The organism is Mycobacterium sp. NPDC050041, assembly GCF_049541695.1.
Taxonomy (GTDB): Bacteria; Actinomycetota; Actinomycetes; order Mycobacteriales; family Mycobacteriaceae; genus Mycobacterium.
Genome location: NZ_JBMVDG010000005.1, coordinates 349085 through 374636, shown reverse-complemented (window position 1 = coordinate 374636; position 25552 = coordinate 349085). Strand labels below are relative to the sequence as shown.

Annotated in this window: 24 protein-coding genes and 1 pseudogene; 9 read left to right on the top strand and 16 right to left on the bottom strand. The window is 71.3% G+C overall.

Annotated features, from left to right (window positions below; genetic code table 11):
* Positions 1-59 precede the first annotated feature (59 nt).
* The 5 genes from ACPCHZ_RS18560 to ACPCHZ_RS18540 all read right to left on the bottom strand — a co-directional run bounded on the left by ACPCHZ_RS18560 (position 60) and on the right by ACPCHZ_RS18540 (position 7357).
* The gene (locus ACPCHZ_RS18560) at positions 60-2402 is read right to left on the bottom strand and encodes a putative bifunctional diguanylate cyclase/phosphodiesterase (RefSeq protein WP_423486051.1); all 2343 of its coding nucleotides are present in this window, start codon (positions 2400-2402) and stop codon (positions 60-62) included.
* A 212-nt stretch (positions 2403-2614) separates the two neighbouring features.
* A complete protein-coding gene (gene hemQ, locus ACPCHZ_RS18555; protein WP_423486050.1) occupies positions 2615-3310 on the bottom strand; it encodes a hydrogen peroxide-dependent heme synthase in 696 nt (231 codons plus the stop codon).
* 4 nt (positions 3311-3314) lie between these two features.
* On the bottom strand, positions 3315-4679 hold the full coding sequence (locus ACPCHZ_RS18550; protein WP_423486049.1) for a protoporphyrinogen oxidase: 1365 nt from the start codon (positions 4677-4679) through the stop codon (positions 3315-3317).
* A complete protein-coding gene (gene hemE / locus ACPCHZ_RS18545; protein WP_423486048.1) occupies positions 4676-5740 on the bottom strand; it encodes a uroporphyrinogen decarboxylase in 1065 nt (354 codons plus the stop codon). Before hemE ends, ACPCHZ_RS18550 begins: the two co-directional genes overlap by 4 nt.
* Before the next feature lie 45 nt (positions 5741-5785).
* On the bottom strand, positions 5786-7357 hold the full coding sequence (locus tag ACPCHZ_RS18540) for a pentapeptide repeat-containing protein (protein WP_423486047.1): 1572 nt from the start codon (positions 7355-7357) through the stop codon (positions 5786-5788).
* A 58-nt stretch (positions 7358-7415) separates the two neighbouring features.
* On the opposite strand from ACPCHZ_RS18540, the gene ACPCHZ_RS18535 reads away from it, so the two are divergent.
* Positions 7416-7997 carry a DUF3000 domain-containing protein gene (locus tag ACPCHZ_RS18535; protein ID WP_302916691.1) on the top strand — a complete coding sequence of 194 codons (582 nt, stop codon included), beginning with the start codon at positions 7416-7418 and terminating at the stop codon, positions 7995-7997.
* 1 nt (position 7998) lies between these two features.
* On the top strand, positions 7999-9291 hold the full coding sequence (locus ACPCHZ_RS18530) for an HRDC domain-containing protein (protein ID WP_423486046.1): 1293 nt from the start codon (positions 7999-8001) through the stop codon (positions 9289-9291).
* Here the strand turns inward: ACPCHZ_RS18530 and dxs are convergent.
* Positions 9288-11201 carry a 1-deoxy-D-xylulose-5-phosphate synthase gene (gene dxs / locus ACPCHZ_RS18525; protein WP_423486045.1) on the bottom strand — a complete coding sequence of 638 codons (1914 nt, stop codon included), beginning with the start codon at positions 11199-11201 and terminating at the stop codon, positions 9288-9290. The genes ACPCHZ_RS18530 and dxs overlap by 4 nt on opposite strands.
* Positions 11202-11387: 186 nt before the next feature.
* On the opposite strand from dxs, the gene nhaA reads away from it, so the two are divergent.
* Positions 11388-12731 (top strand): Na+/H+ antiporter NhaA, encoded by a 1344-nt coding sequence (gene nhaA / locus ACPCHZ_RS18520; protein WP_423486044.1) that lies wholly within the window; start codon positions 11388-11390, stop codon positions 12729-12731.
* Here the strand turns inward: nhaA and ACPCHZ_RS18515 are convergent.
* On the bottom strand, positions 12728-13954 hold the full coding sequence (locus tag ACPCHZ_RS18515; RefSeq protein WP_423486043.1) for a class I SAM-dependent RNA methyltransferase: 1227 nt from the start codon (positions 13952-13954) through the stop codon (positions 12728-12730). The two genes, nhaA and ACPCHZ_RS18515, sit on opposite strands and share 4 nt — an antisense overlap.
* Entirely contained in the window at positions 13951-15945 is a 1995-nt protein-coding gene (locus ACPCHZ_RS18510; protein WP_423486042.1) for an APC family permease, read from the bottom strand. Before ACPCHZ_RS18510 ends, ACPCHZ_RS18515 begins: the two co-directional genes overlap by 4 nt.
* 102 nt (positions 15946-16047) lie before the next feature.
* Here ACPCHZ_RS18510 and ACPCHZ_RS18505 point away from each other — a divergent pair, with 102 nt between their 5' ends.
* Both ACPCHZ_RS18505 and ACPCHZ_RS18500 read left to right on the top strand, forming a co-directional pair.
* Positions 16048-16722: a potassium channel family protein gene (locus ACPCHZ_RS18505; protein WP_364979254.1), complete on the top strand. Its 675-nt coding sequence runs from the start codon at positions 16048-16050 to the stop codon at positions 16720-16722.
* Positions 16719-17384: a potassium channel family protein gene (locus tag ACPCHZ_RS18500; RefSeq protein ID WP_364979251.1), complete on the top strand. Its 666-nt coding sequence runs from the start codon at positions 16719-16721 to the stop codon at positions 17382-17384. The genes ACPCHZ_RS18505 and ACPCHZ_RS18500 overlap by 4 nt, the downstream gene beginning before the upstream one ends.
* Before the next feature lie 7 nt (positions 17385-17391).
* On the opposite strand, the gene ACPCHZ_RS18495 is transcribed toward ACPCHZ_RS18500, so the two are convergent.
* From ACPCHZ_RS18495 to ACPCHZ_RS18480, 4 genes and pseudogenes are all read right to left on the bottom strand, one after another.
* Positions 17392-17988 (bottom strand): MFS transporter, encoded by a 597-nt coding sequence (locus ACPCHZ_RS18495; RefSeq protein WP_423486041.1) that lies wholly within the window; start codon positions 17986-17988, stop codon positions 17392-17394.
* A gap of 151 nt (positions 17989-18139) precedes the next feature.
* Positions 18140-18838: pseudogene (locus ACPCHZ_RS18490) on the bottom strand (MFS transporter); the annotation flags it as partial.
* 18 nt (positions 18839-18856) lie between these two features.
* Positions 18857-19570: a DUF3159 domain-containing protein gene (locus tag ACPCHZ_RS18485; protein ID WP_423486040.1), complete on the bottom strand. Its 714-nt coding sequence runs from the start codon at positions 19568-19570 to the stop codon at positions 18857-18859.
* 16 nt (positions 19571-19586) lie between these two features.
* Positions 19587-19958 carry an OB-fold nucleic acid binding domain-containing protein gene (locus ACPCHZ_RS18480; protein WP_269896147.1) on the bottom strand — a complete coding sequence of 124 codons (372 nt, stop codon included), beginning with the start codon at positions 19956-19958 and terminating at the stop codon, positions 19587-19589.
* 168 nt (positions 19959-20126) lie between these two features.
* Here ACPCHZ_RS18480 and ACPCHZ_RS18475 point away from each other — a divergent pair, with 168 nt between their 5' ends.
* Positions 20127-20825: an alpha/beta hydrolase gene (locus tag ACPCHZ_RS18475; RefSeq protein WP_423486039.1), complete on the top strand. Its 699-nt coding sequence runs from the start codon at positions 20127-20129 to the stop codon at positions 20823-20825.
* 1 nt (position 20826) lies between these two features.
* Here the strand turns inward: ACPCHZ_RS18475 and ACPCHZ_RS18470 are convergent, their stop codons facing one another.
* Positions 20827-21567, bottom strand: coding sequence for a DUF3710 domain-containing protein (locus ACPCHZ_RS18470; protein WP_423486038.1), 741 nt, complete (start codon positions 21565-21567; stop codon positions 20827-20829).
* Complete coding sequence (gene dut, locus ACPCHZ_RS18465; protein WP_264015294.1) at positions 21567-22031, bottom strand: dUTP diphosphatase; 465 nt, start codon at positions 22029-22031, stop codon at positions 21567-21569. Before dut ends, ACPCHZ_RS18470 begins: the two co-directional genes overlap by 1 nt.
* A gap of 25 nt (positions 22032-22056) precedes the next feature.
* On the opposite strand from dut, the gene ACPCHZ_RS18460 reads away from it, so the two are divergent.
* Entirely contained in the window at positions 22057-22554 is a 498-nt protein-coding gene (locus ACPCHZ_RS18460; protein ID WP_423486037.1) for a DUF3093 domain-containing protein, read from the top strand.
* 7 nt (positions 22555-22561) lie between these two features.
* Here ACPCHZ_RS18460 and ACPCHZ_RS18455 read toward each other — a convergent pair whose 3' ends face one another.
* Complete coding sequence (locus ACPCHZ_RS18455) at positions 22562-22864, bottom strand: DUF4193 domain-containing protein (RefSeq protein ID WP_090344025.1); 303 nt, start codon at positions 22862-22864, stop codon at positions 22562-22564.
* Between the two features lie 178 nt (positions 22865-23042).
* Here ACPCHZ_RS18455 and cei point away from each other — a divergent pair, with 178 nt between their 5' ends.
* Positions 23043-23699, top strand: coding sequence for an envelope integrity protein Cei (cei, locus tag ACPCHZ_RS18450; RefSeq protein WP_423486036.1), 657 nt, complete (start codon positions 23043-23045; stop codon positions 23697-23699).
* 9 nt (positions 23700-23708) lie between these two features.
* On the opposite strand, the gene ACPCHZ_RS18445 is transcribed toward cei, so the two are convergent.
* Positions 23709-24557, bottom strand: a complete 849-nt coding sequence (locus ACPCHZ_RS18445) for an inositol monophosphatase family protein (protein WP_423486035.1) — start codon at positions 24555-24557, stop codon at positions 23709-23711.
* Positions 24558-24696: 139 nt separating this feature from the next.
* Between ACPCHZ_RS18445 and ppgK the strand changes: the two genes are divergently transcribed.
* Positions 24697-25506, top strand: coding sequence for a polyphosphate--glucose phosphotransferase (gene ppgK / locus ACPCHZ_RS18440; protein WP_423486034.1), 810 nt, complete (start codon positions 24697-24699; stop codon positions 25504-25506).
* The last annotated feature ends 46 nt before the right edge of the window (positions 25507-25552 follow it).

The window sequence follows — 25552 nt, the reverse complement described above, 5'->3', positions numbered from 1 at the left end:
CCATTCATGATGCCGGTGCCTACGCCGTCATCAGGGCATTTGCGGCGAATTGCCCGGTGTCAGCTCGTCGCCGCGGCCGGCACCGGTGGGGTGATACCGGAGGCCAGCAGATCCAGCATCGTCGCGGGGTCGACCGGCGGGCTGAAGTAGAAGCCCTGCGCCACCCCGCAGCCGTACTCGCGTAACCGGTCGGCGGTCTCGGCGTCCTCGACGCCCTCGGCCACGGTGACCATGCCGAGCACCTGCGTCAGGTTCACCACCGCACGCACCACCGCCGCGGCACGAGGATCGGAGACCACCGGTGCGATGAGCCGCCGGTCGAGCTTGACCTCGTCGATGGGCAGTTCGCGCAGATAGCTCAGCGCCGAGTAGCCGCTGCCGAAATCGTCGATGGCGACCCGTATCCCACGCTCGCGTAGGTCGTTGAGCACCGAGCGGGTGCGGCTGATGTTGTCCAGCAACAGGTCTTCGGTGATCTCCACGGTGAGTGCGTCCGCGGGCAGGTGGCGGTGTTCGAGTGCCTCGGCGATCCGTGCGGGGAGCTTGACGTCGGCGACCGCGGGCGCGAACAGGTTGATCGCCACGGGCACGCCGAGGCCGGCGCGATACCACCGGGCCACGTCGTCGAGGGCCATGTTCAGCACGAGCCGGGTGATGGGCGCCATCAGGCCGTGCCTGCGGACCAGCGGCAGGAACTCGTCGGGCGCCAGCATCCCGCGCTCCGGGTGCGGCCACCGCAGCAGCGCCTCCGCCCCGACCACCTCGCCGGTCTGCAGATCGATCTTCGGCTGGTAGACCAGCGTCAGCCCGTAGTGGTCGATGGCGTGGCGGAGCTCACCGAGCAGCCGCACCGCGTCGGCTCCCCCGCCACGCTTGCCGCTCTGCCCGGCGGACCACCCGGCGTCCTCGGGATACAGCAGCGCCATCTCGCTGCTGAAGACGTGAACGCCGCCGGTGCGCGACCGTTTGGCGGCGTACATCGCCAGATCGGCCTGCTTGAACAGGCTCTCGGCGGTCAGGTCCGGCTCGTCGGCCTGATTCTCGAAACTGGCCACGGCGAGCCCGACGCTGGGCCGCATCAGCAGCTGATGGCCGTCGATCACGAACGGCTCGTCGAACACCTCGACCACCCGGTGCGCGACGCGGTGCGAGTGGTCGACCCGGCCCTCGAGCAGCACCGCGAACTCGTCACCACCGAGCCGGGCCACGGTGTCACCGGTGCGTACGCAGCCGACCAGCCGCTCGGCGACCCGGATCAGCAGCGCGTCACCGGCGGGGTGGCCGAGGCTGTCGTTGACCAGCTTGAAGTCGTTGAGGTCGAGCGACAGCAGGGCGACCGCCCGGTCGTCGCGCTGCCGCAGTTGCATCGCGTGGGTCAGCCGGTCGTTGAACAGGGCGTAGTTTGCCAGCCCGGTCAGCGGATCGCGCAGCGCCTGGTCGGCGACGACGTTCAACAGCCGCCGGTTCTCGGTGACCACGACGAACTGCCGCAGCAACACGGCCAGGACCAGGCCGAGCGCCACCGGAACGACCGGACCGGTGGTGATGTGGGGCAGGAACTCGACGGTGCCCACCACACCCGCCAGCAGCAGCGGCACGTACGGCAGCAGTGCCGACGCCTGCGACGGGATCTGCGGCACGTCGATGTCCTCGTCCGCGGCGTCCCGGCCGACGAGTGCGGCGACGCCCGTCATCAGCAGACCGGCCAGCCAGCCCAGGTCGAAGATGCCCGTGTAATAGCTGTCCTCGGCGACCTGATAGGCGAATCCGCTGTCGGAGACCGCCATGAACGCGACACCGACGGCCACGAGCACCAGCGGCAGCCGTTGTCCGGCCCGGGTGCGGCCCAGCACCAGCACGGCCACCGTGAGCACGACGAGGTCCGACACCGGGTAAGCCAACGACAGCGAGAGCGAGAACAAGCTCTCCCCGCCCGCCTCGTAGACCCGCCGGAGCACCGTCACCCACGACACCACGAACAGCGACCCGGCGACGATCAGTCCGTCCAGCACGAACCGGGTCCGGGACTGCCCGGTGTGCCCCGCCGGGAACAGCAGCAGCGCCAGACCGGCGCCGACCGGGAAGACCAGGTAGGCCGCGTCGGCCGGTGACGGGAACGGCGAGCGATCGAGGACGAGCTCGTAGTAGGCCCACAACACCTCGCCGAGCGTCCAGCCGATCAGGCCCACGGTCAGCGCCAGCCACGCCGCACGCTGGCGGCCGCGCGTCGCACGGACGGCCAGGACGGCACAGCCGGTGGAGAACATGCCGAGGAACACGAAGGCGAGGTCGCTCATCACCAGGACGGTGTGCGGCCCGCCCCACCCGGCCACTGTCCACACCGCGACGACGGTGGTCAGGGCGGTGGCGACGGCGATGGTCCGCACCGACCTGAGTCGCATGGAATTCTCCTCGCCGTGTGCGCACCCGAAGTGCCGATCTTAGCAAAGCCGACGACCTGGCCATCAACCGATGGCATTTCTTTGCCGAACGGCGTTGCTGTGCGCTTTTTACGTGCTCTACACGTCAGGGCGGAGAATAGCGGATTTCCTGCGCTCGCGCGCATCGGCAGGGCGACACCGGGCGTGCAGCATGAGCAAATTCAGGCCTACGGTCAGGGCAACCGGGCGATGAGTTCCTCGACCCCGACCCGCGGACCCGTGAAGAACGGGGTCTCCTCGCGAACGTGGCGGCGCGCGTCGGTGGCGCGCAGATCCCGCATCAGATCGACGATGCGGTGCAGCTCCGGCGCCTCGAACGCCAGGATCCACTCGTAGTCCCCGAGCGCGAACGCCGGGACGGTGTTGGCCCGCACGTCCTTGTAGCCGCGGGCGGCCATGCCGTGCTCGGCGAGCATGCGGCGGCGTTCCTCGTCGGGCAGCACGTACCAGTCCAGCGACCGCACGAACGGGTAGACGCAGATGTAGTCGCCCGCGGGCTCACCGGCCACGAACGCGGGCACATGGCCCTTGTTGAACTCGGCTGGACGGTGCAGCGCCACGGTGCTCCACACGGGCGTGCTCGCCCGGCCCAGCGTGGTGCTGCGCCGGAAGTCCGAGTAGGTGGCCTGCAGCGCCTCGACGTTGTCGGCGTGCGTCCAGACCATGAAGTCGGCGTCGGCTCGCAGTCCCGCCACGTCGTAGACACCGCGGACCACCACGCCGTCGTCCTCGCGCTGCTTGAGGAACATCGCGGTCTCGTCGACGACCGCCCCGCGGTCCTCGCCGAGCGCGCCGGGCGTCGCCGCATACACCGAGATCATCGAGTACCGGAGCATGGCGTTGAGGGCGTCGTAATCGAGCTTGGCCATGGACCTATCGTGCCACGCCCGACGGCGCAAGCAGCGTGGCCGCCGCCCGGGTGGCCGACGCCACACAGGCCGGGACGCCGATGCCGTCGAGGTACCCGCCCGCCACCGCGAGCCCGCGCGGCAGGCCGGCGCGCAACTCGGCCACCAGGGCGGCGTGGCCGGGCCCGTACTGCGGCATCGCGTCGATCCACCGGTGCACGTGGCTGTCCTCCGGCTCGGCGCGGATGCCGAAGACGTCCTCGAGATCCTGCGTGGCCCAGGACAGCAGGTCCTCATCGCCGGCGCTGCGGGCCAGATCGTCGCCGAAGCGGCCGTAGGACAGCCGGACCAGCTCGACGTTCCCGCGCCGGCCCCACTTGCGCGACGACAGCGTGATCGCCTTGGCGTGCAGGCGCTCCCCACCGGCGACCAGTACCCCCGACTGCTGTGGCAGCGGGGTGCCGCCCGGCAGGGCCAACGCCACCAGTGCCGCCGAGGCCACCGGGATCCGGCGGGCAGCCGCCGCGGTCCGTGGCGCCACCGCCTCGATCACCCGCGGTAGGCCCGGCGCGGGCAGCGCCAGCACGACGGCGTCCGCGGGCCACGCGGTGCCCTCGTCGTCGATTACCGACCAGCCCTGCCCGGACCGGTCGACGCGCTCGACGGCGACCTGCGCCCAGCGCACGTCCGCCTGCTGGACGAGGTGGTCCAGCAGCACCGCGTAACCACCCTCGACGGCGCCGAACACCGAACCCGTCACCGGCCCCGCGCCGGCCAGCGCCTGGCGCACCGCGTCGGTCAGTGAAGGCGCCCCGCGATCGAGCGCCGACGCCAGCGTCGGCACCGCCGACCGCAGGCCGATGGTGGCCGCCGATCCGGCGTACACCCCGGCGAGCAGCGGGTCGACCGAACGGGTGACCACCTGCTCGCCGAACCGCTCGCCCACCACGGCGGCGACCGCTGGATCAGCGCTGCGGTCCCACGCCAGCGGGCGTGCACCCTCGTCGGCGACCCGGGCCAGGGTGGCGTCGTCCACCAGGCCGGCCAGCGCAGACGCCTGCGCCGGGATGCCCTGCAGCGTGCCCTGCGGCATCGGGTGCAGCCGGCCCCGGCTGTAGATCAGCGGCCGGACACCCGTGGTGCCGATCTGCCTGTTCGACAGACCCAGTTCGGCCAGCAGTGCCGGCACCTCGGGCCTGCGGGCGATGAAGGCCTCCGCCCCCACGTCGAGCGGCTGCCCGCCGACCCGTTCGGTGCGCAGCACCCCGCCGAGCCGGTCGGCGGGGTCGAACACCGTGATGTCGGCCTCCGGGCCGCTCGCCACCCGCAACCGGTAGGCGGCGACGAGACCGGAGATGCCGCCTCCGACAACGCAGTAGCGGGCCGTCACAACGAGTGCACCAGTTCGACGGCCTGGGTGATGATGCCCGGATCGGTGGCGGGCAGCACGCCGTGGCCGAGGTTGAACACGTGCCCTGCGGCGCCGGCGTCCACCGCACGCCTGCCGTCCTCGACCACCGCGCGCACCGCGCGCTCCACCACCGGCCATCCCGCGAGCAGCACGACGGGATCGAGGTTGCCCTGCAACGCGATTCCGGGGTCGACGCGGGCGGCGGCGTCGGCCAGCGATGTGCGCCAATCCACCCCGACCACACCGGGTGCTCCTCGTCCCGCGACCGCCTCGCTCATCGCGCCGAGGAGTTCGGCGGTGCCCACCCCGAAGTGCGTCATCGGCACGCCCGCGGGCGCAAGGGCGGCGAACACCCGTGCGGTGTGCGGGAGCACATAGCCGCGATAGTCGGCCAGCGACAGCGTGCCCGCCCACGAATCGAACACCTGGATCGCGTCCACCCCGGCATCGACCTGCGCCTGCAGGAAGCCGATGGTGACGTCGGTGAGCGCGGTCATCAACGCATGCCAGGTGTCGGGCTCGCCGAGCATCATCGCCTTGGTGCGCTCGTGGTGTTTGCTCGGACCGCCCTCGACCAGATAGGACGCCAGCGTGAACGGCGCGCCGGTGAAGCCGATCAGCGGCACGTCCCCGAGCGCGCGCACCAGCATCCCTATCGCGTCGGCCACCGGCGCAACCTGTTCGCGCTCGAGCGGTCTCAGTGCCGCCACGTCGTCGGGGGTGCGGATCGGGTGCTCGATCACCGGGCCGACGTCGGGCACGATGTCCAACGCGATGCCCGAGGCCCGCAGCGGAACAACGATGTCGGAGAACAGGATTGCGGCATCGACGCCGTGCCTGCGCACCGGCTGCAAGGTGATCTCGGTGATCAGCTCGGCGTCGAAGCACGCCTGCATCATGGTGTTCTTCGCCCGCAGCTCGCGGTACTCCGGCAGCGACCGGCCAGCCTGCCGCATGAACCACACGGGCACCCGGTGGGGCTTGCGGCCGGCCGCGGCGGCCAGGTAGGGCGACTCGGGCAGCTCACGACGCATATTCATCGCGTCCAATGCTGCCACGCGGCACGACACCGGGCGTCGGCCGGATCAGCCGCGGGCGGCCTCCATACTCTTGCGGACACCCTTCTTCTCCACCAGCTGGTCCTCCGACAACGTGGGCGGCCACGGCCGCGGGCCGATGCACCGCGGGATGGTCTGCGGGCTGCCGCCCGGCGTCTCGGGCTTCTCCCAGTCGAACGTGACGGCGCGCCACGTCACCGGCGCGTCGAACGCCGCGTGCAGACACCTGAACTTCGCGCGTGCGAAGGACGTCCTGTCCCCCGCGAAGGCCACCTCGCGGAAGGAGACGTCCTCGCCGGTGAAGCGGGTGTCCTCGAACGAGACGTCCGCGCCGTCGAACACCGCCCCGTCGAACGAGACGCGCGCGGCCCGCAACCGTGCGCCGGCAAAGGTGGTGACCGGCGTGACGAACCGCGCCCCGTCGAACGACACCCGGTCGGCGTCGAATGCGGCGCCCTCGAACGACGTGGCGTCGCCGCTGAAGGTCGCCCCGTCGAAGCGCACCCGGCGGCCGCGGAACACCGCCCCGGCGAACGACGCGTCCTCGAACAGCACGCCGGTGAAGTCGAAGTCGTTGCCGGCCCACGACGCGTCGGCGTCGCGCTGCAGCCGGCCGGCGATCACCCGCACGACGGTCTGGCGGACCTCCCCGTCGTTCTGCCGGATGGCCTGCCTGCGGCTCTCCTCGATGTTCGTCGCAGGCGCGGTGGCGGTCCAGGTGGTGGTGGAGACCAGCTCGGCGAGGTGGTTGGCGCCGAATTCGGGGTCATACGGCAGCCGCAGATAGCCGCACAGCACGTCGATGCACTGCTGCCTGCGGGCGAACGTCGAGCTCTCGTCGGCCGCCGCGGCCAGCGCGAACACCCCGGCGATCCGGGTCGCCGCCTCGGCATCACCCAGCTGTGAAGAGGCCGCGCCGAAGCGTTCGGCGAAGCGGCCCCGCTCGGCGTCGAGCTGCCGCCGGAACACCAGCACGAGCAGCACCGCCACGGCGGCGCCGATCAGCAGCGGCAGTGCGGCGCGCAGCGTCGAGGAGGTGTCGGTGGCGCCCGCCGGAAACACCTCACCGGTGACCTTCCAGGTGAGCACCGCGGCCACCCCGGCGCCCAGGACGGCCGCCAGCACCACGGCGCCGAACAGCGGGGTTCGGGTGGCGCGCCTGCGGGAGGCGGTCAGGCTGCTGCGCAGTTCGCGCCGCAGTGTCTGCGCCGGGTGACAGATCCGGGCGACGGACGCGCCCACCAGCAGGGCGGCGACCACCGCGCACGCCAAGCGCAGCGCCCCGAACGGCAGTCCCGCGTCGCGCGCCTGCGCCGCGACCGCTGGCAGCCCGAGCGCCCAGTACACCGCCCAGCCCGCGGCCACCGCCGCGACGACGACCAGAACCGCGAGCACCGGCGCGGGGGTGTAGCGAACGAGCAGGCTGCGCCGCCGCGGAGCGTCAGGTGCGCTCTGTTCTTCGGGTTCGGCGTCGGAGCGGTTCGGTTTCGAGAGTTCTTCGATGGCGTCAGCAAGCCGTTCAGGCATGGTGATCATCGTCTCATCCACCCGCGGATCCACGGTGCACCAGTTGACGGGATCCGGGGCGCTGGGGTTCATGATCGAATTCGGCGCGCCTGCCGACACGCCCGGTCGGATGGGTCTAGCGTCAAACGACGTGACCGCAGGCGAACCGGCTCAGTTCCGTACGGCGGTGGCGGCGATGAACGCCACCACCGTGCGGTCGGAGATCGAGCTCGGTCCGATCCGGCCGCCGCAGCGGCTGGCGCCCTACAGCTACGCCCTGGGCGCCGAGGTCCGCCACCCCGACACCACGATCGTCCCCGAGCGTTCGGAGGGCGACGCGTTCGGCCGGCTGATCCTGCTGCACGACCCGGAGGGCGCCGAGGCCTGGGACGGCACGATGCGGCTGGTCGCCTACATCCAGGCCGACCTGGACTCCAGCGAGGCGGTGGACCCGCTGCTGCCCGAGGTGGCGTGGAGCTGGCTGGTGGAGGCGCTGGACTCGCGGGCCGAGCACGTGACCGCACTGGGCGGCACCGTCACCGCCACCACGTCGGTGCGCTACGGCGACATCTCGGGTCCGCCGCGCGCCCACCAACTCGAACTTCGGGCGTCGTGGACCGCGACGAACCTCGAACTCGGACCCCACGTCGAGGCGTTCTGCGAAGTCCTCGAGCATGCCGCCGGACTTCCGCCGACCGGGGTGACCGACCTGAGCTCCCGCACCCGCGCTTGACATGACCGAGGCGCTTCCCCCCGATCCGGACGACACCGACGCGGATCCCGACACCACACCGGTAGAGCCCGAGGCCGTTCCGCTGCTGACCCCCGCCGACGGGGTCCCGGATCTGTCCGTCAGCCGTTCCGAGATCGCGGCCGCCGCCGAATTGCTGGCCTCCGGGCACGGACCGTTCGCTGTCGACGCCGAACGCGCGTCCGGCTTCCGCTACTCCAACCGGGCCTACCTCGTGCAGATCCGGCGCGCCGGGGCGGGCACGGTGCTGATCGACCCGGTGAATCACGGCGATTCACCGATCGACGTGGTGGCGCCGGTGGCCGCGGTGATGGCCGAGGACGAATGGGTGCTGCACGCCGCCGACCAGGACCTGCCGTGCCTGGCCGAGATCGGGATGCGCCCGGCGCGGCTCTACGACACCGAACTGGCGGGCCGGCTCGCCGGCTTCGAACGGGTGAACCTCGCGGCGATGGTGCAACGACTCCTCGGGCTGCAGCTGATGAAGGGCCACGGCGCGGCGGACTGGTCGAAGCGGCCGCTTCCCGCGGACTGGCTCAACTACGCCGCGCTGGACGTGGAGGTACTGCTCGAACTGCGCGACGCGATCGCCGCGGTGCTCGAGGAGCAGGGCAAGACCGATTGGGCCGCACAGGAATTCGAGCACCTGCGGACGTTCGAGGCGTCCCCCACCCGGCGTGACCGCTGGCGGCGGACGTCGGGGATCCACAAGGTGCGCAATCCGCGGGCACTGGCCGCCGTGCGCGAGCTGTGGACCACCCGTGACCACATCGCCCGACGCCGCGACATCGCGCCGGGACGGATCCTGCCCGACGCGGCGATCGTCAACGCCGCCACCACCGACCCCGACACCGTGGAGAAGCTCACGGCGCTGCCGATATTCGGCGGCACGAAGCAGCGCCGCAGCGCGCAGGTGTGGCTCGACGCATTGATCCGGGCGCGGGAGAACAACGACCCGCCGGACTCCGCCGAAACGTCGAACGGACCGCCGCCGCCGTCGCGCTGGGCCCGGCGCAAACCCGAGGCCGCGGCCCGGCTGGAGGCCGCCCGCGCCGCACTGTCCGCAGTGTCCGAGCGCGTCACGGTGCCTGCGGAGAACCTGATCACCCCGGAGGTGGTGCGCCGGCTGTGCTGGGACTGGCAGCCCCCGGAGTCCGGGGACGCCACCGCCGCAATCGAGGAGTTCCTCATCGAGGCGCGGGTGCGCCCGTGGCAGCGCGAACTCGTGGTGCCCGTGCTGGCCGACGCGCTGAGCAGCGCAGCGCCTCAGGACTAGTCGAGGCGCTCGCTGACCTCGGACTCCGAGACCGCGGTGCCCAGCGCCGCCACCCATCCGGTGATCTGGCGTGCGATGTTCCGGTCGGTGATGCCGACATCGGCAAGCACCTCACTGCGGGAGGCGTGCGCGAAGAACTGCTGAGGCAGCCCCACGTCGCGGCACGGTACGTCGATCTCGTTGCGGCGCAACGTGGCCGACACCGCCGACCCGATGCCGCCCGCGACGCCGTTGTCCTCGAGGGTGACCACCAGCTTGTGCGCGCGGGCCAACTCGGCGATCGCCTCGGGCACCGGCAGCACCCAGCGCGGATCCACGACGGTCACGCCGATGCCCTGGTTGCGCAGCCGCTCGGCCACCTCCAGCGCCATCGCCGCGAACGGCCCGACGGCGACCAGCAGCACGTCGTCGCCCATCCCGGCGGCGGGCACCGCGAGCACGTCGACCACTCCCCGTCGTTCGACAGCCGGGATGTCCTCGCCCACATCGGCTTTCGGGAACCGGATGGCGGTAGGGCCGTCGTTGACGTCGAGTGCCTCGCCCAGTTCCTCGCGCAGCCTGGTGGCATCGCGCGGCGCGGCGACCCGCATGCCCGGGACCACGCCCAGCAGCGACAGGTCCCACATGCCGTTGTGGCTGGCGCCGTCGCTGCCGGTGACCCCGGAGCGGTCGAGCACCATGGTGACCGGCAGCTTGTGCAGCGCGACGTCCATCATGATCTGGTCGAACGCCCGGTTGAGGAACGTCGAATAGATGGCGACCACCGGGTGCAGCCCGCCCATCGCCAGCCCGGCGGCCGAGGTCATCGCGTGCTGCTCGGCGATGCCCACGTCGAAGAAGCGGTCCGGGAAGCGGTCGCGGAACACCGACAACCCGGTCGGACCCGGCATGGCGGCGGTGATCGCCACGATGTCGCGGCGCTTGGCGCCGTAGTTGACCAGGGCCTCGGCGAACGCCGACGTCCAGCCCGGTCCGGCGACCTTTGTGGCCAGGCCGGTCGCGACGTCGATGACGCCGCAGGCGTGCATCTGGTCGGCCTCGTCGTTCTCGGCCGGCGCGTACCCCATGCCCTTGCGGGTGACGACGTGCACGACGACCGGGGCGTTGAAGCCGCGAGCGTGCCGCAGGGCGGACTCGACGGCGTGCTCTTCATGGCCGTCGATGGGGCCGACGTACTTCAAGCCGAGGTCGGTGAACATCACCTGCGGGGCCAGCGCATCCTTGATGCCCGCCTTGATGCTGTGCATGCACTGGTAGCAGACCTCGCCGATGACGGGCACGCCGCGCATCGCCTTGCGTCCGCTCTCCAGGATCCGCTCGTAGCCCGGCTGCAGGCGCAGCGCGGCGAGGTGGTCGGCGAAGCCGCCGATGGTCGGCGCGTAGCTGCGGCCGTTGTCGTTGACGACCATCACCACCGGCCGTCGCGCGGCGGCGATGTTGTTCAGCGCCTCCCAGCACATGCCGCCGGTGAGCGCGCCGTCGCCGACGACGGCGACCACGTGCCGGTTGCGGTGTCCGGTGAGCTCGAAGGCCTTGGCCAGCCCGTCGGCGTAGGACAGCGCCGAACTGGCATGGCTGGACTCCACCCAGTCGTGCTCGCTCTCGCTGCGCGACGGATAGCCCGACAGCCCGTCCTTCTTGCGCAGAGTCTCGAACTCGTGGCTGCGGCCCGTCAGCATCTTGTGCACGTAGGCCTGGTGGCCGGTGTCGAAGATGATCGGATCGTGCGGCGAGTCGAAGACCCGGTGCAGGGCCAACGTCAGTTCGACGACACCGAGGTTGGGGCCGAGGTGTCCACCGGTTGCAGCGACCTTGTGGATCAGGAACTGGCGAATCTCGCCCGCCAGAGCGCTGAGCTGGGACTGAGTCAGGTGCTGCAGATCGGCGGGACCGCGGATCTGTTCAAGCATTCGACCAGTTTACGCACGGCGACCGGTGCGGGTCCTGTCGAGCCGGGACCTTCACAATCACGTCACAGTGCGTCTCGCGCGCCTCGGTACACTTTGTCCACGGTGCGCCGGGAAGTCTGGTCGGCACCGCGGATGCCCGGTTCGGGGCCCGCGGTTCGGTGATGTCGGTGAGACGAGGTGTCGGCTGTGTCACAGAACCCGCAGACCGATTCGGGCGGGTCCGCCCCGCTGCCGCGCCGCCTGCTGGCCCGTGGTTCGTGGGCGGAGACGTCGCGCGTCGCCGACATCCTGCGCCAGGAAACTGTCGGCGGGGCCGTCCTGCTGGTGGCGTCGGTGGTGGCGATCGGCTGGGCCAATTCGCCGTGGTCGGCGTCCTACCTGGCGCTGCGTGACCTTCCCGTCGGCACCGACCGCTTCGGGCTGCACCTCGAACTGACACTGGGCACCTGGGCCGCCGACGGGCTGCTGGCGATCTTCTTCTTCGTGGTCGGACTCGAGCTCAAGCGGGAGTTCGTCGCGGGCGATCTTCGCGACCCGCGCCGCGCCGCGCTGCCGATCGCGGCCGCCGTCGGCGGGATGGTCGTCCCGGCGGTCATCTTCGTCGCGATGACCTACTCGGTCGGTGACGGCGCCACCCGCGGATGGGCGATCCCGACGGCCACCGACATCGCCTTCGCCGTCGCGGTGCTGGCCGTCATCTCGACGCACCTTCCCGCGGCGCTGCGCATGTTCCTGCTCACCCTGGCCGTGGTCGACGACCTGCTGGCGGTCACGGTGATCGCGGTGTTCTACACCGAGGAGATCAAGCTGTGGGCGCTCGCGGCGGCCGCCGTGCCACTGGCGCTGTTCGCTGTGCTGGTGCAGCGCCGGGTCCGGTCGTGGTGGCTGCTGGTACCGCTCGCCCTCGCCACGTGGGTGCTGATGCACGAATCGGGCGTGCACGCGACGGTGGCCGGAGTGCTGCTGGGCTTCACCGTTCCCGTGGTGCGCAGCCGGGCCGCGGGCGGACCCGACGCCGGGCCGGGTCTCGCCGAACACTTCGAGCACCGGATCAGGCCGCTGTCGGCGGGCGTGGCGATCCCGGTGTTCGCGTTCTTCGCCGCCGGTGTGGCGGTCGGCGGGGTGACGGGCCTGACCGACGCGCTGAGCGACCCCATCGCCATGGGCATCGTGCTCGGTCTGGTGGTCGGCAAGACCATCGGCGTGTTCGGCACCGCACGTCTCCTGGCTGGGGTCACCAGGGCGTCGCTGGACAGTGCGCTGCGCTGGGTCGACGTGTTCGGCATGGCGATGCTGGCGGGCATCGGCTTCACGGTGTCCTTGCTCATCGGCGACCTCGCCTACGGCGACGACAGCAGCCGCGAGGACCACGTGAAGATCGGCGTGCTCGTCGGGTCGCTGACGGCGGCCGTGCTCGCGACGGTGGTGCTGCGGCTGCGCAACCGTCGGTACCGCGCCGTGCACGAAGAGGAGACCCGCGACGCGGACCACGACGGCGTCCCCGACGTCTATCAGCGGCCCGACGGCTAGGCCGCCAGCACCGCGATGCACTCGACGTGATGGGTGAGCGGGAACGCGTCGAACACCCGCAGCTCCTCGACGCGGTACCCGTGTCCGCGGTAGAGCCCGACGTCGCGCGCGAACGCCGCCGCCTCACAACCCACGTGGATCACCCGGGGCACACCCGCGGCCGCGAGCTGGTCGATCACCTCGCGGCCTGCGCCGGTGCGCGGCGGGTCGAGCACCGCCACGTCTGCCGGCCGCCGCTCCGCCGCCAGCGCCCGCCGCACCGAATCGGTGACCACCGACACCTGGCCGAGGTCGGCCAGCGCCGCACGCCCCGATCGGGACGCGCCACGTGAGGTGTCGACGCTGAGCACCCGGCCGCCCTCCCCCACTTCTTCGGCCAGCACCGCGGCGAACACGCCCGCGCCGCCGTAGAGATCCCATGCCGTCATGCCCGGCTGCAGGCGGGCCCACGCGCCGATCAGCGCGCTGTAGTGCCGCGCGGCGTCGCGGTGGGACTGCCAGAACGCGGTGACCGGTACCCGCCACACCCGCTCCCCGACGCGCTGCACCGCCTCGTAGCCGCCCTCCACGACCTCGGTGGCCGACCGTCCGCCGGTGCGCGGGCCGGACTGCACGACGTGACGGGTGCCGTCGTCGTCGACCGCGACGTGCACGTGCGCCCCCGGCGGCCAGCTGCGCTCGGCGAGACCGTCGAGCATGCCCGGGGGCAGTTGCGCGCAGTCGAGGTCCTCGACCAGCACCGGGCTGTGATAGCGGTGGAAGCCCGCCCGGCCCTCCGGCGAGGTGTCCAGCCTGACCCGGGTGCGCCACCCGGTGGCGGCCGGTGTTCCGACCGGCTCGGCGACCGGTTCACCGCTCGTGCCGCCCTCGCCCCACTCGTAGCCGCCCAACCGGGCCAGCTGGTTGGCGACGACGGCGCCCTTCAACCGGCGGGCGGCGCCCGGCTCGGCGAACGCCAGGTCGCAGCACCCGGCGCCGTCGACACCCGCGATCGGGCACAGCGAGGCGATCCTGTCGGCGGACGGCTCGATCACCTCAAGAACGTCTGCGTGCCAATAGGATTCGCGACTGCTGACCACCCGCACCCGGACCGTCTCCCCCGGCAGTGCGTAGCGCACGAACACCACGCGGCCGTCATGGCGCGCGACGCAGCTGCCGCCGTTGGCGGCGGGCCCGGTGGTGACGACGAGTTCGCCGGGGTCGGCCGGCGCGGCGGCGCTCACTCCAGGAAGCCCCTCCGGGCGTCACCGGGGGCCGACTGCGGCGCCAGCGTCTTCAGCCTCTCCGAGGAGCTCAGCTGCCATGGCACCGACGTGACCATCACGTTGGGCTCGAAGAGCAGCCTGCCCTTCAGCCGCAGGGCGCTCTGGTTGTGCAGCACCTGCTCCCACCAGTGCCCGACGACGTACTCGGGGATGAAGACCGTGACCACCGTGCGGGGCGACTCCTTGGTGACCCGTTTGACGTAGTCGAGTACCGGACGGGTGATCTCCCGGTAGGGCGAGGCGATCACCTTGAGGGGGACGTTGATGTCGCTGTCCTCCCACTTGTGCACCAGCGCACGGGTTTCGCCGTCGTCGACGCTGACGGTGATGGCCTCCAGCTGGTCGGGGCGGGTGGCCCGCGCGTAGGCCAGCGCCCGCAGCGTCGGCAGATGCATCTTCGACACCAGCACGATCGCGTGGTTGCGGCTGGGCAGCACCATGTCGTCCTCTTCGGCCTCCTGCTCCTCGAGTTCGCGCGCCACCGTGTCGTAGTGCTTGCGGATCAGCTTCATCACCACGAACAAGAAGATCATCGCCAGGATGGCGATCCACGCGCCCACCAGGAACTTCGTCACCACCACGATGACGAGCACGGTGCCCGTCGCGGTCAGCCCGATGCCGTTGATCACCCTGCTGCGCATCATCTTGCGCCGCAGCACGGGATCGGTCTCGGTGCGCAGCAGCCGGGTCCAGTGCCGAACCATGCCGATCTGGCTGAGCGTGAACGACACGAACACGCCGACGATGTAGAGCTGGATGAGCGCCGTCACCTGAGCCTGGAACGCGATCACGAACGCCATCGCCGCAAATGCCAGGAACAGGATGCCGTTGGAGAAGGCCAGCCGGTCGCCGCGGGTGTGCAGCTGGCGCGGCAGGAAACGGTCCTGCGCCAGGATCGATCCCAGCACCGGAAAGCCGTTGAACGCCGTGTTGGCGGCCAGCACCAGGATGAGCGCGGTGACCAGGGCGATGAGGAACAGCCCGATCGGGAAGTCGTGGAACACCGCGCCGGCGAGCTGGGCGATCAGCGTCTTCTGCTGGTAGTCGGCCGGAGCGCCGCCGAGTTGCTCCAGCGGCCGCTCGGCCATCTGCACACCGGTCGCCCTGGCGAGCATGATGATGCCCAAGAAGAGCGTGATGGAGACGACGCCCAGCAGCAGCAGCGTCGTCGCGGCGTTGCGGGACTTGGGTTTCCGGAACGCCGGAACACCGTTGCTGATGGCCTCCACGCCGGTGAGCGCCGCCGATCCCGACGAGAAGGCACGCGCGACCAGGAACACCAGCGCGAAGCCGAGCACGTCGCCGTGTTCGGAGTGCATCTCGAAGTCCGCCGACTCGGCGCGCAACGGCTCGCCGAGCAGGTAGATCTGCACGAAACCCCAGACCAGCATGATCACCATGCCGACCATGAAGGCGTAGGTGGGGATCGCGAAGGCCGTGCCGGACTCCCGGATGCCCCTCAGGTTGAGCGAGGCGAGGATGAGGATCGCCGCGACAGCGAACCACACCTTGTGCTCTCCGATGAACGGCACGGCCGACCCGATGTTGCTCATCGCCGACGACATCGACACTGCGACGGTCAAGACGTAGTCGACGAGCAGGGCGCTGGCGACGGTCAGGCCTGCGGTCGGGCCGAGGTTCGTGGTCACCACCTCGTAGTCGCCGCCGCCCGACGGGTAGGCGTGCACGTTCTGCCGGTAGCTGGCGATCACGATCAGCATCACGCCCGCGACGGCCAGGCCGATCCACGGCGCCATCGAGTAGGCGGTCAGGCCGGCGACCGACAGCACCAGGAAGATCTCCTCCGGCGCGTACGCCGTGGAGGACAGCGCGTCGGAGGCGAAGACCGGCAGCGCGATCCGCTTCGGCAGCAGCGTGTGCGACAGCCTGTCACTGCGGAACGGCCGGCCCAGCACGAGCCGACGCGCTGCGGTCGAAAGCTTGGACACGAGGTCCAAGGGTAAGCGCAGTCGGGTTTGGCGGTAGCGTTCGACGTGCGCGGAGTAGAAGTCCATTTCTCCGCCGGCGTGCTGTGTGAAAGGGACCGTCAGGTGCGTGTAGTGGTGATGGGTTGCGGCCGGGTCGGCGCGTCGTTGTCGGACAGCCTGTCGCGGATCGGTCATGACGTCGCCGTCATCGACCGCGACAGCACCGCCTTCCACCGGCTGAGCCCCGAGTTCCCCGGCGAGCGGGTGCTGGGCATGGGGTTCGACCGCGAGGTGCTGCTGCGCGCGGGCATCGAGGGCGCCGGCGCGTTCGCGGCGGTGTCGTCGGGCGACAACTCGAACATCATCTCGGCGCGGGTGGCCCGCGAGACCTTCGGCGTCGAACGGGTGGTCGCGCGCATCTACGACGCCAAGCGCGCCGCGGTCTACGAACGCCTCGGCATCCCGACGGTGGCCACCGTGCCCTGGACCACCGACCGGTTGCTCAACGTGCTCACCCGGGAGACCGAGACCACCAAGTGGCGTGACCCGTCGGGCAACGTCGGGGTCGCCGAATTGCCGTTGCACGAGGACTGGGTGGGTCGCCGGGTCACCGACCTGGAAGCCGCCACCGCGGGCCGAGTGGCGTTCCTGATCCGGTTCGGCAGCGGGCTGCTGCCCGACCCCAAGACCGTGATCCAGGCCGGCGACCAGGTGTACATCGCCGCGGTGGCCGGCCACATCGCCGAGGCGCTGGCCATCTCGGCGCTGCCGCCGAGCGAGGACAGCGAGGCCCGATGAAGGTCGCGATTGCCGGCGCCGGCGCCGTCGGCCGCTCGATCGCCCGCGAGCTGCTCGAGAGCAACCACGAGGTGACGCTGCTCGAACGCAACCCCGACCACGTCGACGTCGACGCCATCCCCGCCGCGCACTGGCGTCTCGGCGACGCTTGCGAGCTCAGCGAGCTCGAATCGGTGCGCCTCGAGGAGTTCGACGTGGTGATCGCGGCGACCGGCGACGACAAGGTCAACGTCGTGGTCAGCCTGCTCGCCAAGACCGAGTTCGCCGTGCAGCGGGTGGTCGCCCGGGTCAACGATCCCCGCAACGAGTGGCTGTTCGACGAGAACTGGGGCGTCGACGTGGCGGTGTCGACACCCCGCATGCTGGCCTCGCTGGTCGAGGAGGCCGTCGCGGTCGGTGACCTGGTGCGGCTGATGGAGTTCCGCAAGGGTCAGGCCAACCTGGTGGAGATCACGCTGCCCGACGACACCCCGTGGGGCGGCAAACCGGTCAAGCGGCTGGAACTGCCCCGCAACGCCACCCTGGTGACGATCCTGCGCGGGGCCCGGGTGATCGTGCCCGAGGCCGACGAACCGCTCGAGGGTGGTGACGAACTGCTGTTCGTCGCGGTCGCCGAGGTCGAGGACGAGCTGCGCGACGTGCTGCTGAACCGCCCGAAGTGAGCGCCGCTCAGCGGTAGGCCGGTGGCGGCGTCACGCGGTCGTGGCAGATCGCCGCGACGTCCGGGGTGATCCGGTCGAGGTCGACGCGATCGTTGCGGATACCCACCGCCGACACCGCGCCGGCCACCACGAACAGCCCAGCGACCACCAGCACGCCCTGCCGGAAACCGTCGAAATCCATTGTGCCGCCGATGATCACACCGGTGAACGCGATGGCGATCAGGCCGGCCACCCGTGACACCGCGTTGTTCACCGCCGAACCGACACCACTCTGGGCGGGGTCGACCGCGGCCAGCACGGCCGACGTCAGCGGAGACACCGTGATCGACAGTCCGAGCCCGAAGGCCACCAGGCCGGGCAGCATCTGCGTCCAGAAGTCGAACGGCTCGTGGGCGGTGGCCATCAGCACGGCGCCGGCCGCTGCCACCAGCGGACCGACCGCCATGTACAGCCGCGGCCCGTGCCGCCCGGCCAGCGCGCCGAACCGGCGGGCCAGCAGGAACGACAGCAGCGGCATCGGCAGCGTGGCCAGCCCGGCCGCGGTGGCCGACAGCCCGGCCGCCTCCTGCAGGAACAGCGCGACGATGAGCGTGGTGAGCGACACGGCCGGCCGCGTAGAGGAAGACCGTCGCGAGGTTGCCGACCGCGAAGTTGCGCGCCGCGAAGATCCCCAGCGGCATCATCGGATGCGGGGTGCGGCGCTCCCACCACGGGAAGGCCAGCAGACAGACCACACCCACCGCCAGGCTCCCCCACACCGCCGGATCGGACAGGCCGAGACGCTGCTGCTCGATCAGGGCGAAGACGGTGCCGGTGAGTCCCGCCGCGGCCAGTACCGCGCCGACCACGTCGACGGTCGCCGACCGGTCTGCGGCCGACACCTCGGCGGGCAGCCGGACGGTCAGGTAGAGCGTGATCGCCAGCGGTATCACGTTGACCCCGAAGATCCACCGCCAGCTCAGCGCGTCGACCAGCACCCCGCCCAGCAGCGGACCGGCGATGAAGGCGGTGCCGGTCCACGCCGTCCAGGTGCCGATGGCGCGGGCCTGCGCGGCGCCGGTGAACCGGGCGTTGATCAACGCCAGCGAACTGGGCACCAGGAAGGCCGCCCCGACGCCCTGCAGGCAGCGGGCGGCCACCAGCAGCCATCCGCTGGCCGCCAGCGCGCACAGCAGCGACGCGGCCGCGAAGACGACCAGGCCCCACCGCAGCACGGCGAGCCGGCCGAACTGGTCGGACACGGCGCCCGCCACCAGGATGAGCGCACCCAGCGCGAGCAGGTAGCCGTCCACCACCCACTGCTCCAGCGCGAGCCCGCCCGTCGAACCGGGTGCGAGGTCGGCGCTGATCGCCGGGAGGGCGAGGTTGACCACCGAACCGTCGAGGAACGCCACGAACGAGGCCAGCACCGCCACCGCGATCAGCGACCGGTCGGACCCCGTCGTCGTGGCCATGGCGTGCCCGCCGGCCGGTCAGTCGGTCCGGGCGTCTGCGGTCTCGGCGTCGTCGACGGACCCGCCGGGGTCCGGGGCGTCCGGGTCGGCGTGCCCGTCGCGCTCGGCGTGCAGCGCGCGCTGAGCCGCCCGGATGGCGAAGTAGGTGACCAGCGCGGCGACGGCGGTCAGCGGCCAGCCCATGGCGATGCGGGCGAAGCCCAGCCAGCCGGTCTCGTCGGATTCGTACAGGTGTTCCTGCACCACGAAGCGCGAGGCGAACACCAGCACCCAGAACAGGGTGGCGATGTCGAAGGCCCGCACCGCCTTGCGTGCGTCACGCCAGCTGCGGTCGTGGCCGTTGACCCAGCCCCAGATGTAGCCGACGACGGGCCTGCGGATGAGCACCGACAGGCCGAACACCGCGGCCCAGAACAGCGACATCCAGATGCCCAGCAGGAAATAGCCCTTGGATTCGCCCATCAGGTAGGCGATCAGCGCGCAGAACGCGACGCCGAAGAACCCGGAGATCGCGGGCTGGGTGGTTTCGCGCCGGATCAGGCGCCAGATGAGGATGAGGGTGGCCACGCCGAGCGCCGCGCAGATCGCGGGCACCAGGCCGGCGGCCGAGGACACCGGCACGAACACCACGACGGGCAGCGAGGAATAGATCAGACCGCTGACGCCGCCCATCTGGGCGAGCAGGGCCTGCGCGCTCGTGGGCTTGCCCGGCTGATCTCCGGGCGAAGTCAACTCCGGATCTCCCTGCTCACTTCTGAATTTCGTAGTGCGGGTTGTACAAAGCCTTGACGCCATTCTCGAGCTTGCCGATCCGGCCGTGCACCCGCAGGGTGCGCCCGGACTCGATGCCGGGGATGCGGCGCTGGCCGAGCCACACCAGCATCACCGAGTCGGTGCCGTCGAACAGTTCCGCGCGGACGCCGCCGGCGCAGTTCTTCGAGTTGGCCTCGACGCTGCGCAGCGTGCCGACCATTGTGACTTCCTGCCCGCGCTGACAGTCGATCACCTTCTGTGCGCCGGTGCCCGCGGCCTCATCGGAGAGTTCCTCGACGTCGAGTTGCTCGGGGTCCTCCGTCAGGCGTCGGGTGAGCCGGCGCAGATACCCTTCGGCCGTGGCCATGGTCTCTCCTGACTAATGCAGATCCACTCTGGGTCTACCCAATCCAACGCCACGGTAGACCTCTGCGTTCCCTTTTGCCACGTGGGGTGCGCCGCGCCACGCCGGCGTTGCGACGGGCCCCCGTGAGCCGGTGCGCGACGTGCTTGACGCACCCGGCACGATCGTGGAATGGCGGTCGATCTGCGCGGGGTGACGACGGTGCTGCTGGCGGGAACCGGGTCCGACGACGACTACGTCTACCGGGCGTTCTCCTCGGCCCTGCACGGTGTCGGGGCGGTCGTGATGACGCCTCCGCCCCGGCCGGACCGGCTCGTCGAGGGCTACCTGGAGGCGCTGGACGAGGCGGCCCGCGAGGGCCCGATCGCCGTCGGCGGGGTGTCCATCGGTGCGGCGGTGGCTGTCGCGTGGGCGCTCGACCATCCCGGCCTCACGGTGGCCGTCCTGGCCGCGCTGCCGCCGTGGACCGGCTCCCCCGAAACGGCGCCCGCCGCGGCCACGGCCCGGTACTCGGCGGACGTGCTGCGCCGCGACGGACTGGCCGCGGCCACCGCCCAGATGCGCGCCTCGAGCCCGGCCTGGCTGGCCGACGAGCTGACCCGGTCGTGGGTGGGTCAGTGGCCCGATCTGCCCGAGGCGATGGACGAGGCGGCCCGCTACGTCGCGCCGACGTGTCCGCAACTCGAGCGGCTTGCGGCGCCGATGGGCGTGGCCGCGGCGACCGACGACCCGGTGCATCCGGTCGAGGTCGGCCTCGAGTGGGTGTCGGCGGCGCCACGTGCCGCGCTGCGCACGGTCACCCTCGACGAGATGGGCGCCGACCCGGCGGTGCTGGGCGCGGCGTGCCTGGCCGCCCTGGAAGAAGCGTGATCTAGCCGCCGGTGATGGTGCGCAGCTGCTGCATCGCCGAGCCCTGGGCGCTGCGCCTGGCGGTCGGCTCGGGCGGCGGCTGCTGCTCCTCGGCCTCCGGGGCCTGCGGCTGCTGTCCGCCCGACTGGGCGGCGGCCGCCGCACGCAGCTGTGCGGCCATCGGCTCGGGCAGCTGGATCGGTAGCGGCGTGCGCACCGGCAGCGGCGTGTCGCCACGCCGCACCACGGTGTCGCGCAGAGCGGTGCGTGCCTCCTCGGCCAGCGCGTCCACCGATTCGGCGACCCCGTTGACGACGCAGCGGATCATCCAGCGGTAGCCGTCGACCCCGATGAACCGCACCACACCGCTGGCGGTGCCGACCACCTCGCGGCCCCACGGACCGTCCTGGATGCGCACCTCGGCGGAGTCCTTGCGCAGCGAGTCGGCCAGCTCGCCGGCGACCTCACGCCACAGTCCGGTGGACTTCGGGGCGGCATACGCGGCGACGGTGAACCGGCCGTTGGGCGTCACCACCCACACCGCGCTCGGCACGCCGCCCTCGTTGAGTTCCACCTGCACCTGGCCGGCGGCGGGCATCGGGATCAGCACCGACCCGAGATCGAGCCTGCCCTGTTCCGCGACGGCCGGATCGTCGAAGTCGTCGATGTCGAACGGGCCCTCGAGTTCGGCTTCGGCGGCCGCCGCGGCCTCCGAGGTCTCTGCCTCGATGTCGTCCCTGCTCTTACGTTTCCCGAATGCCATCACAAACTCGCATGTCCGCCGGAGGAACCGTGGCCGCCTTCGCCACGGGTGGTGCCTGCCAGACCGGCCTCGTCGAACGAGGCCACCTCGACCAGATCGGGTAGTTCCACCCGCTGCACCAGCAGCTGGGCGATCCGGTCGCCGCGGCGCACGACGATGGGGGTCTGCAGGTCGGTGTTGATCAGTGCCACCTTGATCTCGCCGCGATAGCCGGCATCAACCGTGCCGGGGCTGTTGACAATCGAAAGTCCCACGCGCGCAGCCAAACCCGAGCGCGGGTGCACCAGCCCCACCATCCCGTGCGGGATGGCGACGGCGACTCCGGTGGGCACGAGTGCGCGCTGGCCGGGAGCCAGTTCGACGTCCTGGGCGCTGAACAGGTCGACGCCCGCATCGCCGTCATGGGCTCGGCTGGGCATCGGCAGGTCGGGGTCCAGGCGCACAACCGCCAGAGAGGTGGACACGACGTCACAGATTACTCTGGCCCGCGTGTCAGACACGCGCGCGACCACACAAACGGTGCGCTACCGCGAGCGGTTGTGGGTGCCGTGGTGGTGGTGGCTGCCCGGGCTGGGGCTCGGCGCGCTGATCGCGTACGAGGTGACCCTGGGCGTACGGAGTGCGCCCGGTTGGCTGCCGTTCGCGGTGCTGTTGCCGGTCGCCGCCGCGGTTCTGGTGTGGTTCAGCAGGACCGAGGTGCGGGTGGTGCTGCCCGGCCCCGAGGCCAGCCCCGACACCGGTCCGGAACTGTGGGTGAACGAGGCGCACCTGCCGGTCGACGTCGTCGCCCGGTCCGCGGAGGTTCCCAGGTCGGCGAAGACGGCGGCACTGGGCCGACAGCTCGACCCGGCGGCCTACGTCGTGCACCGGGCGTGGGTCGGCCCGATGATCCTGCTGGTGCTCGACGACCCGGACGACCCGACGCCGTACTGGTTGATCAGCACGCGGCACCCGGACCGGGTGCTCGCCGCGTTGCGCAAGGATTGAGCCGACGTCAGGCAGCGCAGTCGCTGCAGATCATCATGCCGTTCTTCTCACTGGCGAGCCGGCTGCGGTGGTGCACGAGGAAGCAACTCGAACAGGTGAACTCGTCGGCCTGCTTCGGGATGACCCGGACCGACAGCTCCTCTCCCGAGAGGTCGGCGCCGGGCAGCTCGAACGACTCGGCCGATTCGGACTCGTCGACGTCGACGACGGCCGACTGGGCTTCGTTGCGCCGCGCCTTCAGCTCCTCGAGCGAATCTTCGGAGACGTCGTCGGTCTCCGTGCGGCGTGGAGCGTCATAGTCGGTAGCCATCGTCCTCGTCCCCTCCATCAATCCTTGCAGCAGTGCTTTGTACCAGCGTCGAACGCATTCCCCAAACGATTCGTGCCCGTACTGCCACACGTTCCATTGTGATTTACATCACAGTGCCGCTCCGGGTGGCCTCCCACCGCAGACAACCTTCGTCTCACCAGGCCTTAGAGTGCTAGACGTGGTTTCCCACATCACCGAGGGCACGGCCTTCGACAAGCACGGTCGGCCGTTCCGTCGCCGCAACTACCTGCCCGCGCTGATCACGCTGGCAGCGCTCGCGGTGGTGACCATGCTGGTGTGGTCGATGGCGCTGAACCAGGCCCCCGACGTCGTCCAGGCGGCGGTGTGCAACCGGCCGCCCGCGCCTGCGCCCGGTGAACCCACGCCGCCGCCCCTGGGCACCCAGGTGTCGGGCGCGGACATGATCGAGGTCGAGCCGGCCAAGCTCGCCGACACGCGGATCCGCGTGCTCAACGCCAGCGGGCAGGGCGGGCAGGCCGCCGAAGTGGCCGGCGAGCTGCGCGACCTCGGCTTCGCCCAGCCCGAGGCGGCCAACGACGCCGTCTACGCCAGCACCCGGCTCGAATGCCACGGCCAGATCCGATTCGGGCCCTCCGGCCGGGCCGCCGCGGCGGCGCTCTGGCTGGTGGCGCCCTGCGCCGAGCTGTTCGAGGACGAGCGCCCCGACCCCGTCGTGGATCTGGCGATCGGCACCGAGTTCAGCGAACTGAACGCCAGCGACGACATCGAGGCGGTGCTGGCCAGCCTGCGCCCGGACGCGACCGCGGCCGCCGACCCCACCCTGGTCGAGAAGATCCACGGCACCGGCTGCTGACGGGCTGCCTCAGCCCAGCCCCGCCCGGCGGAGCACGTCGATCAATTCGGCGGCCACACCGGGCGCGGCGGCGACGACCAGGCCGGCGCCGCCCACCCCGCCGTCGGGCGGCGGCAGCCACAGCCGGGCACCGGCCTCCGCGGCGATCAGCGCACCCGCCGCCCAGTCCCACACGTTGACGCCGTCCTCGTAGTAGGCGTCGAGCCGGCCGGCGGCGACCATGCACAGGTCGAGGGCACACGAGCCGATGCGCCGCATGTCACGCACCAGCGGCAGCACGCGGGTCAGGATCTCGGCCTGCTCCTGGCGCCGCTGCGGCGCGTAGCCGAAACCGGTGCCCAGCAGCGCCAGCGCCAGCTCGTCGGCGTCGCTGCACCGCAGCGGGCGGGTCCCGGCGCCGTCCCGCGCCTGCGCCCCGTGGCCGCGCGCCGCGGAGTACACCACCCCGGCCGCCACGTCGGCGACGGCGCCCGCCACCGATTCGCCGTCGAGCTGGGCGGCCACCGACACCGCGTACGCCGGGATGCCGTACACGAAGTTCACCGTGCCGTCGATCGGGTCGAGCACCCAGGTGATCCGTCCGGCGCGCACCCCGGCCGCGCCGCCCTCCTCCTCGCCCAGCACGTGCTCGCCGGGTCGCAGCACGGCCAGCCGCTCCCGCAACAACCGTTCGGTCTCGGTGTCGACGATCGTCACGGGATCGGTGCGGCTGCTCTTCGACCGCACCGCACCCCCGTCCGACGGGCCCGCCGCGCCGAACACCTCGGCGCGCCTGTGCCGGACGAATGCCGCGGCCTCGTCGGCCAACTGGTCGGCCACCTCGCGCAGCGTCACCGGGTCACTGTGGATTTCGGTCACTGCGCCATCGCACCACTTTCGGCGCGGAATGTCGCCGACCGGTTGCCCGACAGTCACGCGGGAGCATGGTCGAGCCGATAGTGTGTGGAACGCGAGACGCTTGCCGGGTACCCGCCGGCCGTGTGCTGAAGGAGCGCCCATGACCGCCACTGAGTCCCCCGTCGCAGACCCGGACGCCGGCGGTGACTCGCAGCGCCGCGGATTCGGTATCGACGTCGGCGGCAGCGGGGTCAAGGGCGGCGTCGTCGACCTCGACACCGGGGCGCTGATCGGCGAACGCTTCAAGCTGGCCACCCCGCAACCCGCCACGCCCGACGCGGTGGCCAAGACCATCGCCGCCGTGGTCCGCGAATTCGGTTGGACCGAGCACCTGGGCGTCACCTACCCGGGCGTGGTGACCGAGGGTGTCGTGCGCACCGCGGCCAATGTCGACAAGGCGTGGATCGGCACGAACGCCGCCGAGGCGATCGCCGCCGAACTCGGCGGTCAGAGGGTCACGGTGCTCAACGATGCCGACGCGGCCGGGCTGGCCGAGGAGCGGTTCGGCGCGGGGCGTGACAACACCGGCGTCATCGTCCTGCTGACCTTCGGCACCGGCATCGGGTCCGCGGTGATCCACAACGGCGCCCTGCTGCCCAACACCGAGTTCGGCCACCTCGAGGTGGGCGGCAAGGAAGCCGAGCACCGGGCCGCGTCCTCGGTGAAGGAACGCAAGGACTGGAGCTACGAGCGGTGGTCCGAGGAGGTCACCAGGGTGCTCGTGGCGATCGAGAACGCGATCTGGCCCGACCTCTTCATCGCCGGCGGCGGCATCAGCCGCAAGGCGGACAAGTGGATCCCGCTGCTGAAGAACCGCACCCCTGTGGTGGCGGCCACTCTGCAGAACACCGCCGGCATCGTCGGCGCCGCGATGGCCGCAGCGGTCGACGTCACCTCTACTGCCAAGTAACTTTTCGCCGGACACGCGCGGGGCGGGCCGGATTTGCCGCTCGAGG

Bases quoted from the DNA above. Each gene is read 5' to 3' on its own strand.
- ACPCHZ_RS18560 (WP_423486051.1), bottom strand. From the start codon at position 2,402: ATGCGACTCAGGTCGGTGCGGACCATCGCCGTCGCCACCGCCCTGACC.
- hemQ (WP_423486050.1), bottom strand. From the start codon at position 3,310: ATGGCCAAGCTCGATTACGACGCCCTCAACGCCATGCTCCGGTACTCG.
- hemE (WP_423486048.1), bottom strand. From the start codon at position 5,740: ATGAATATGCGTCGTGAGCTGCCCGAGTCGCCCTACCTGGCCGCCGCG.
- ACPCHZ_RS18540 (WP_423486047.1), bottom strand. From the start codon at position 7,357: ATGAACCCCAGCGCCCCGGATCCCGTCAACTGGTGCACCGTGGATCCG.
- ACPCHZ_RS18530 (WP_423486046.1), top strand. From the start codon at position 7,999: ATGACCGAGGCGCTTCCCCCCGATCCGGACGACACCGACGCGGATCCC.
- dxs (WP_423486045.1), bottom strand. From the start codon at position 11,201: ATGCTTGAACAGATCCGCGGTCCCGCCGATCTGCAGCACCTGACTCAG.
- ACPCHZ_RS18500 (WP_364979251.1), top strand. From the start codon at position 16,719: ATGAAGGTCGCGATTGCCGGCGCCGGCGCCGTCGGCCGCTCGATCGCC.
- ACPCHZ_RS18480 (WP_269896147.1), bottom strand. From the start codon at position 19,958: ATGGCCACGGCCGAAGGGTATCTGCGCCGGCTCACCCGACGCCTGACG.
- ACPCHZ_RS18475 (WP_423486039.1), top strand. From the start codon at position 20,127: ATGGCGGTCGATCTGCGCGGGGTGACGACGGTGCTGCTGGCGGGAACC.
- ACPCHZ_RS18470 (WP_423486038.1), bottom strand. From the start codon at position 21,567: ATGGCATTCGGGAAACGTAAGAGCAGGGACGACATCGAGGCAGAGACC.
- ACPCHZ_RS18455 (WP_090344025.1), bottom strand. From the start codon at position 22,864: ATGGCTACCGACTATGACGCTCCACGCCGCACGGAGACCGACGACGTC.
- ppgK (WP_423486034.1), top strand. From the start codon at position 24,697: ATGACCGCCACTGAGTCCCCCGTCGCAGACCCGGACGCCGGCGGTGAC.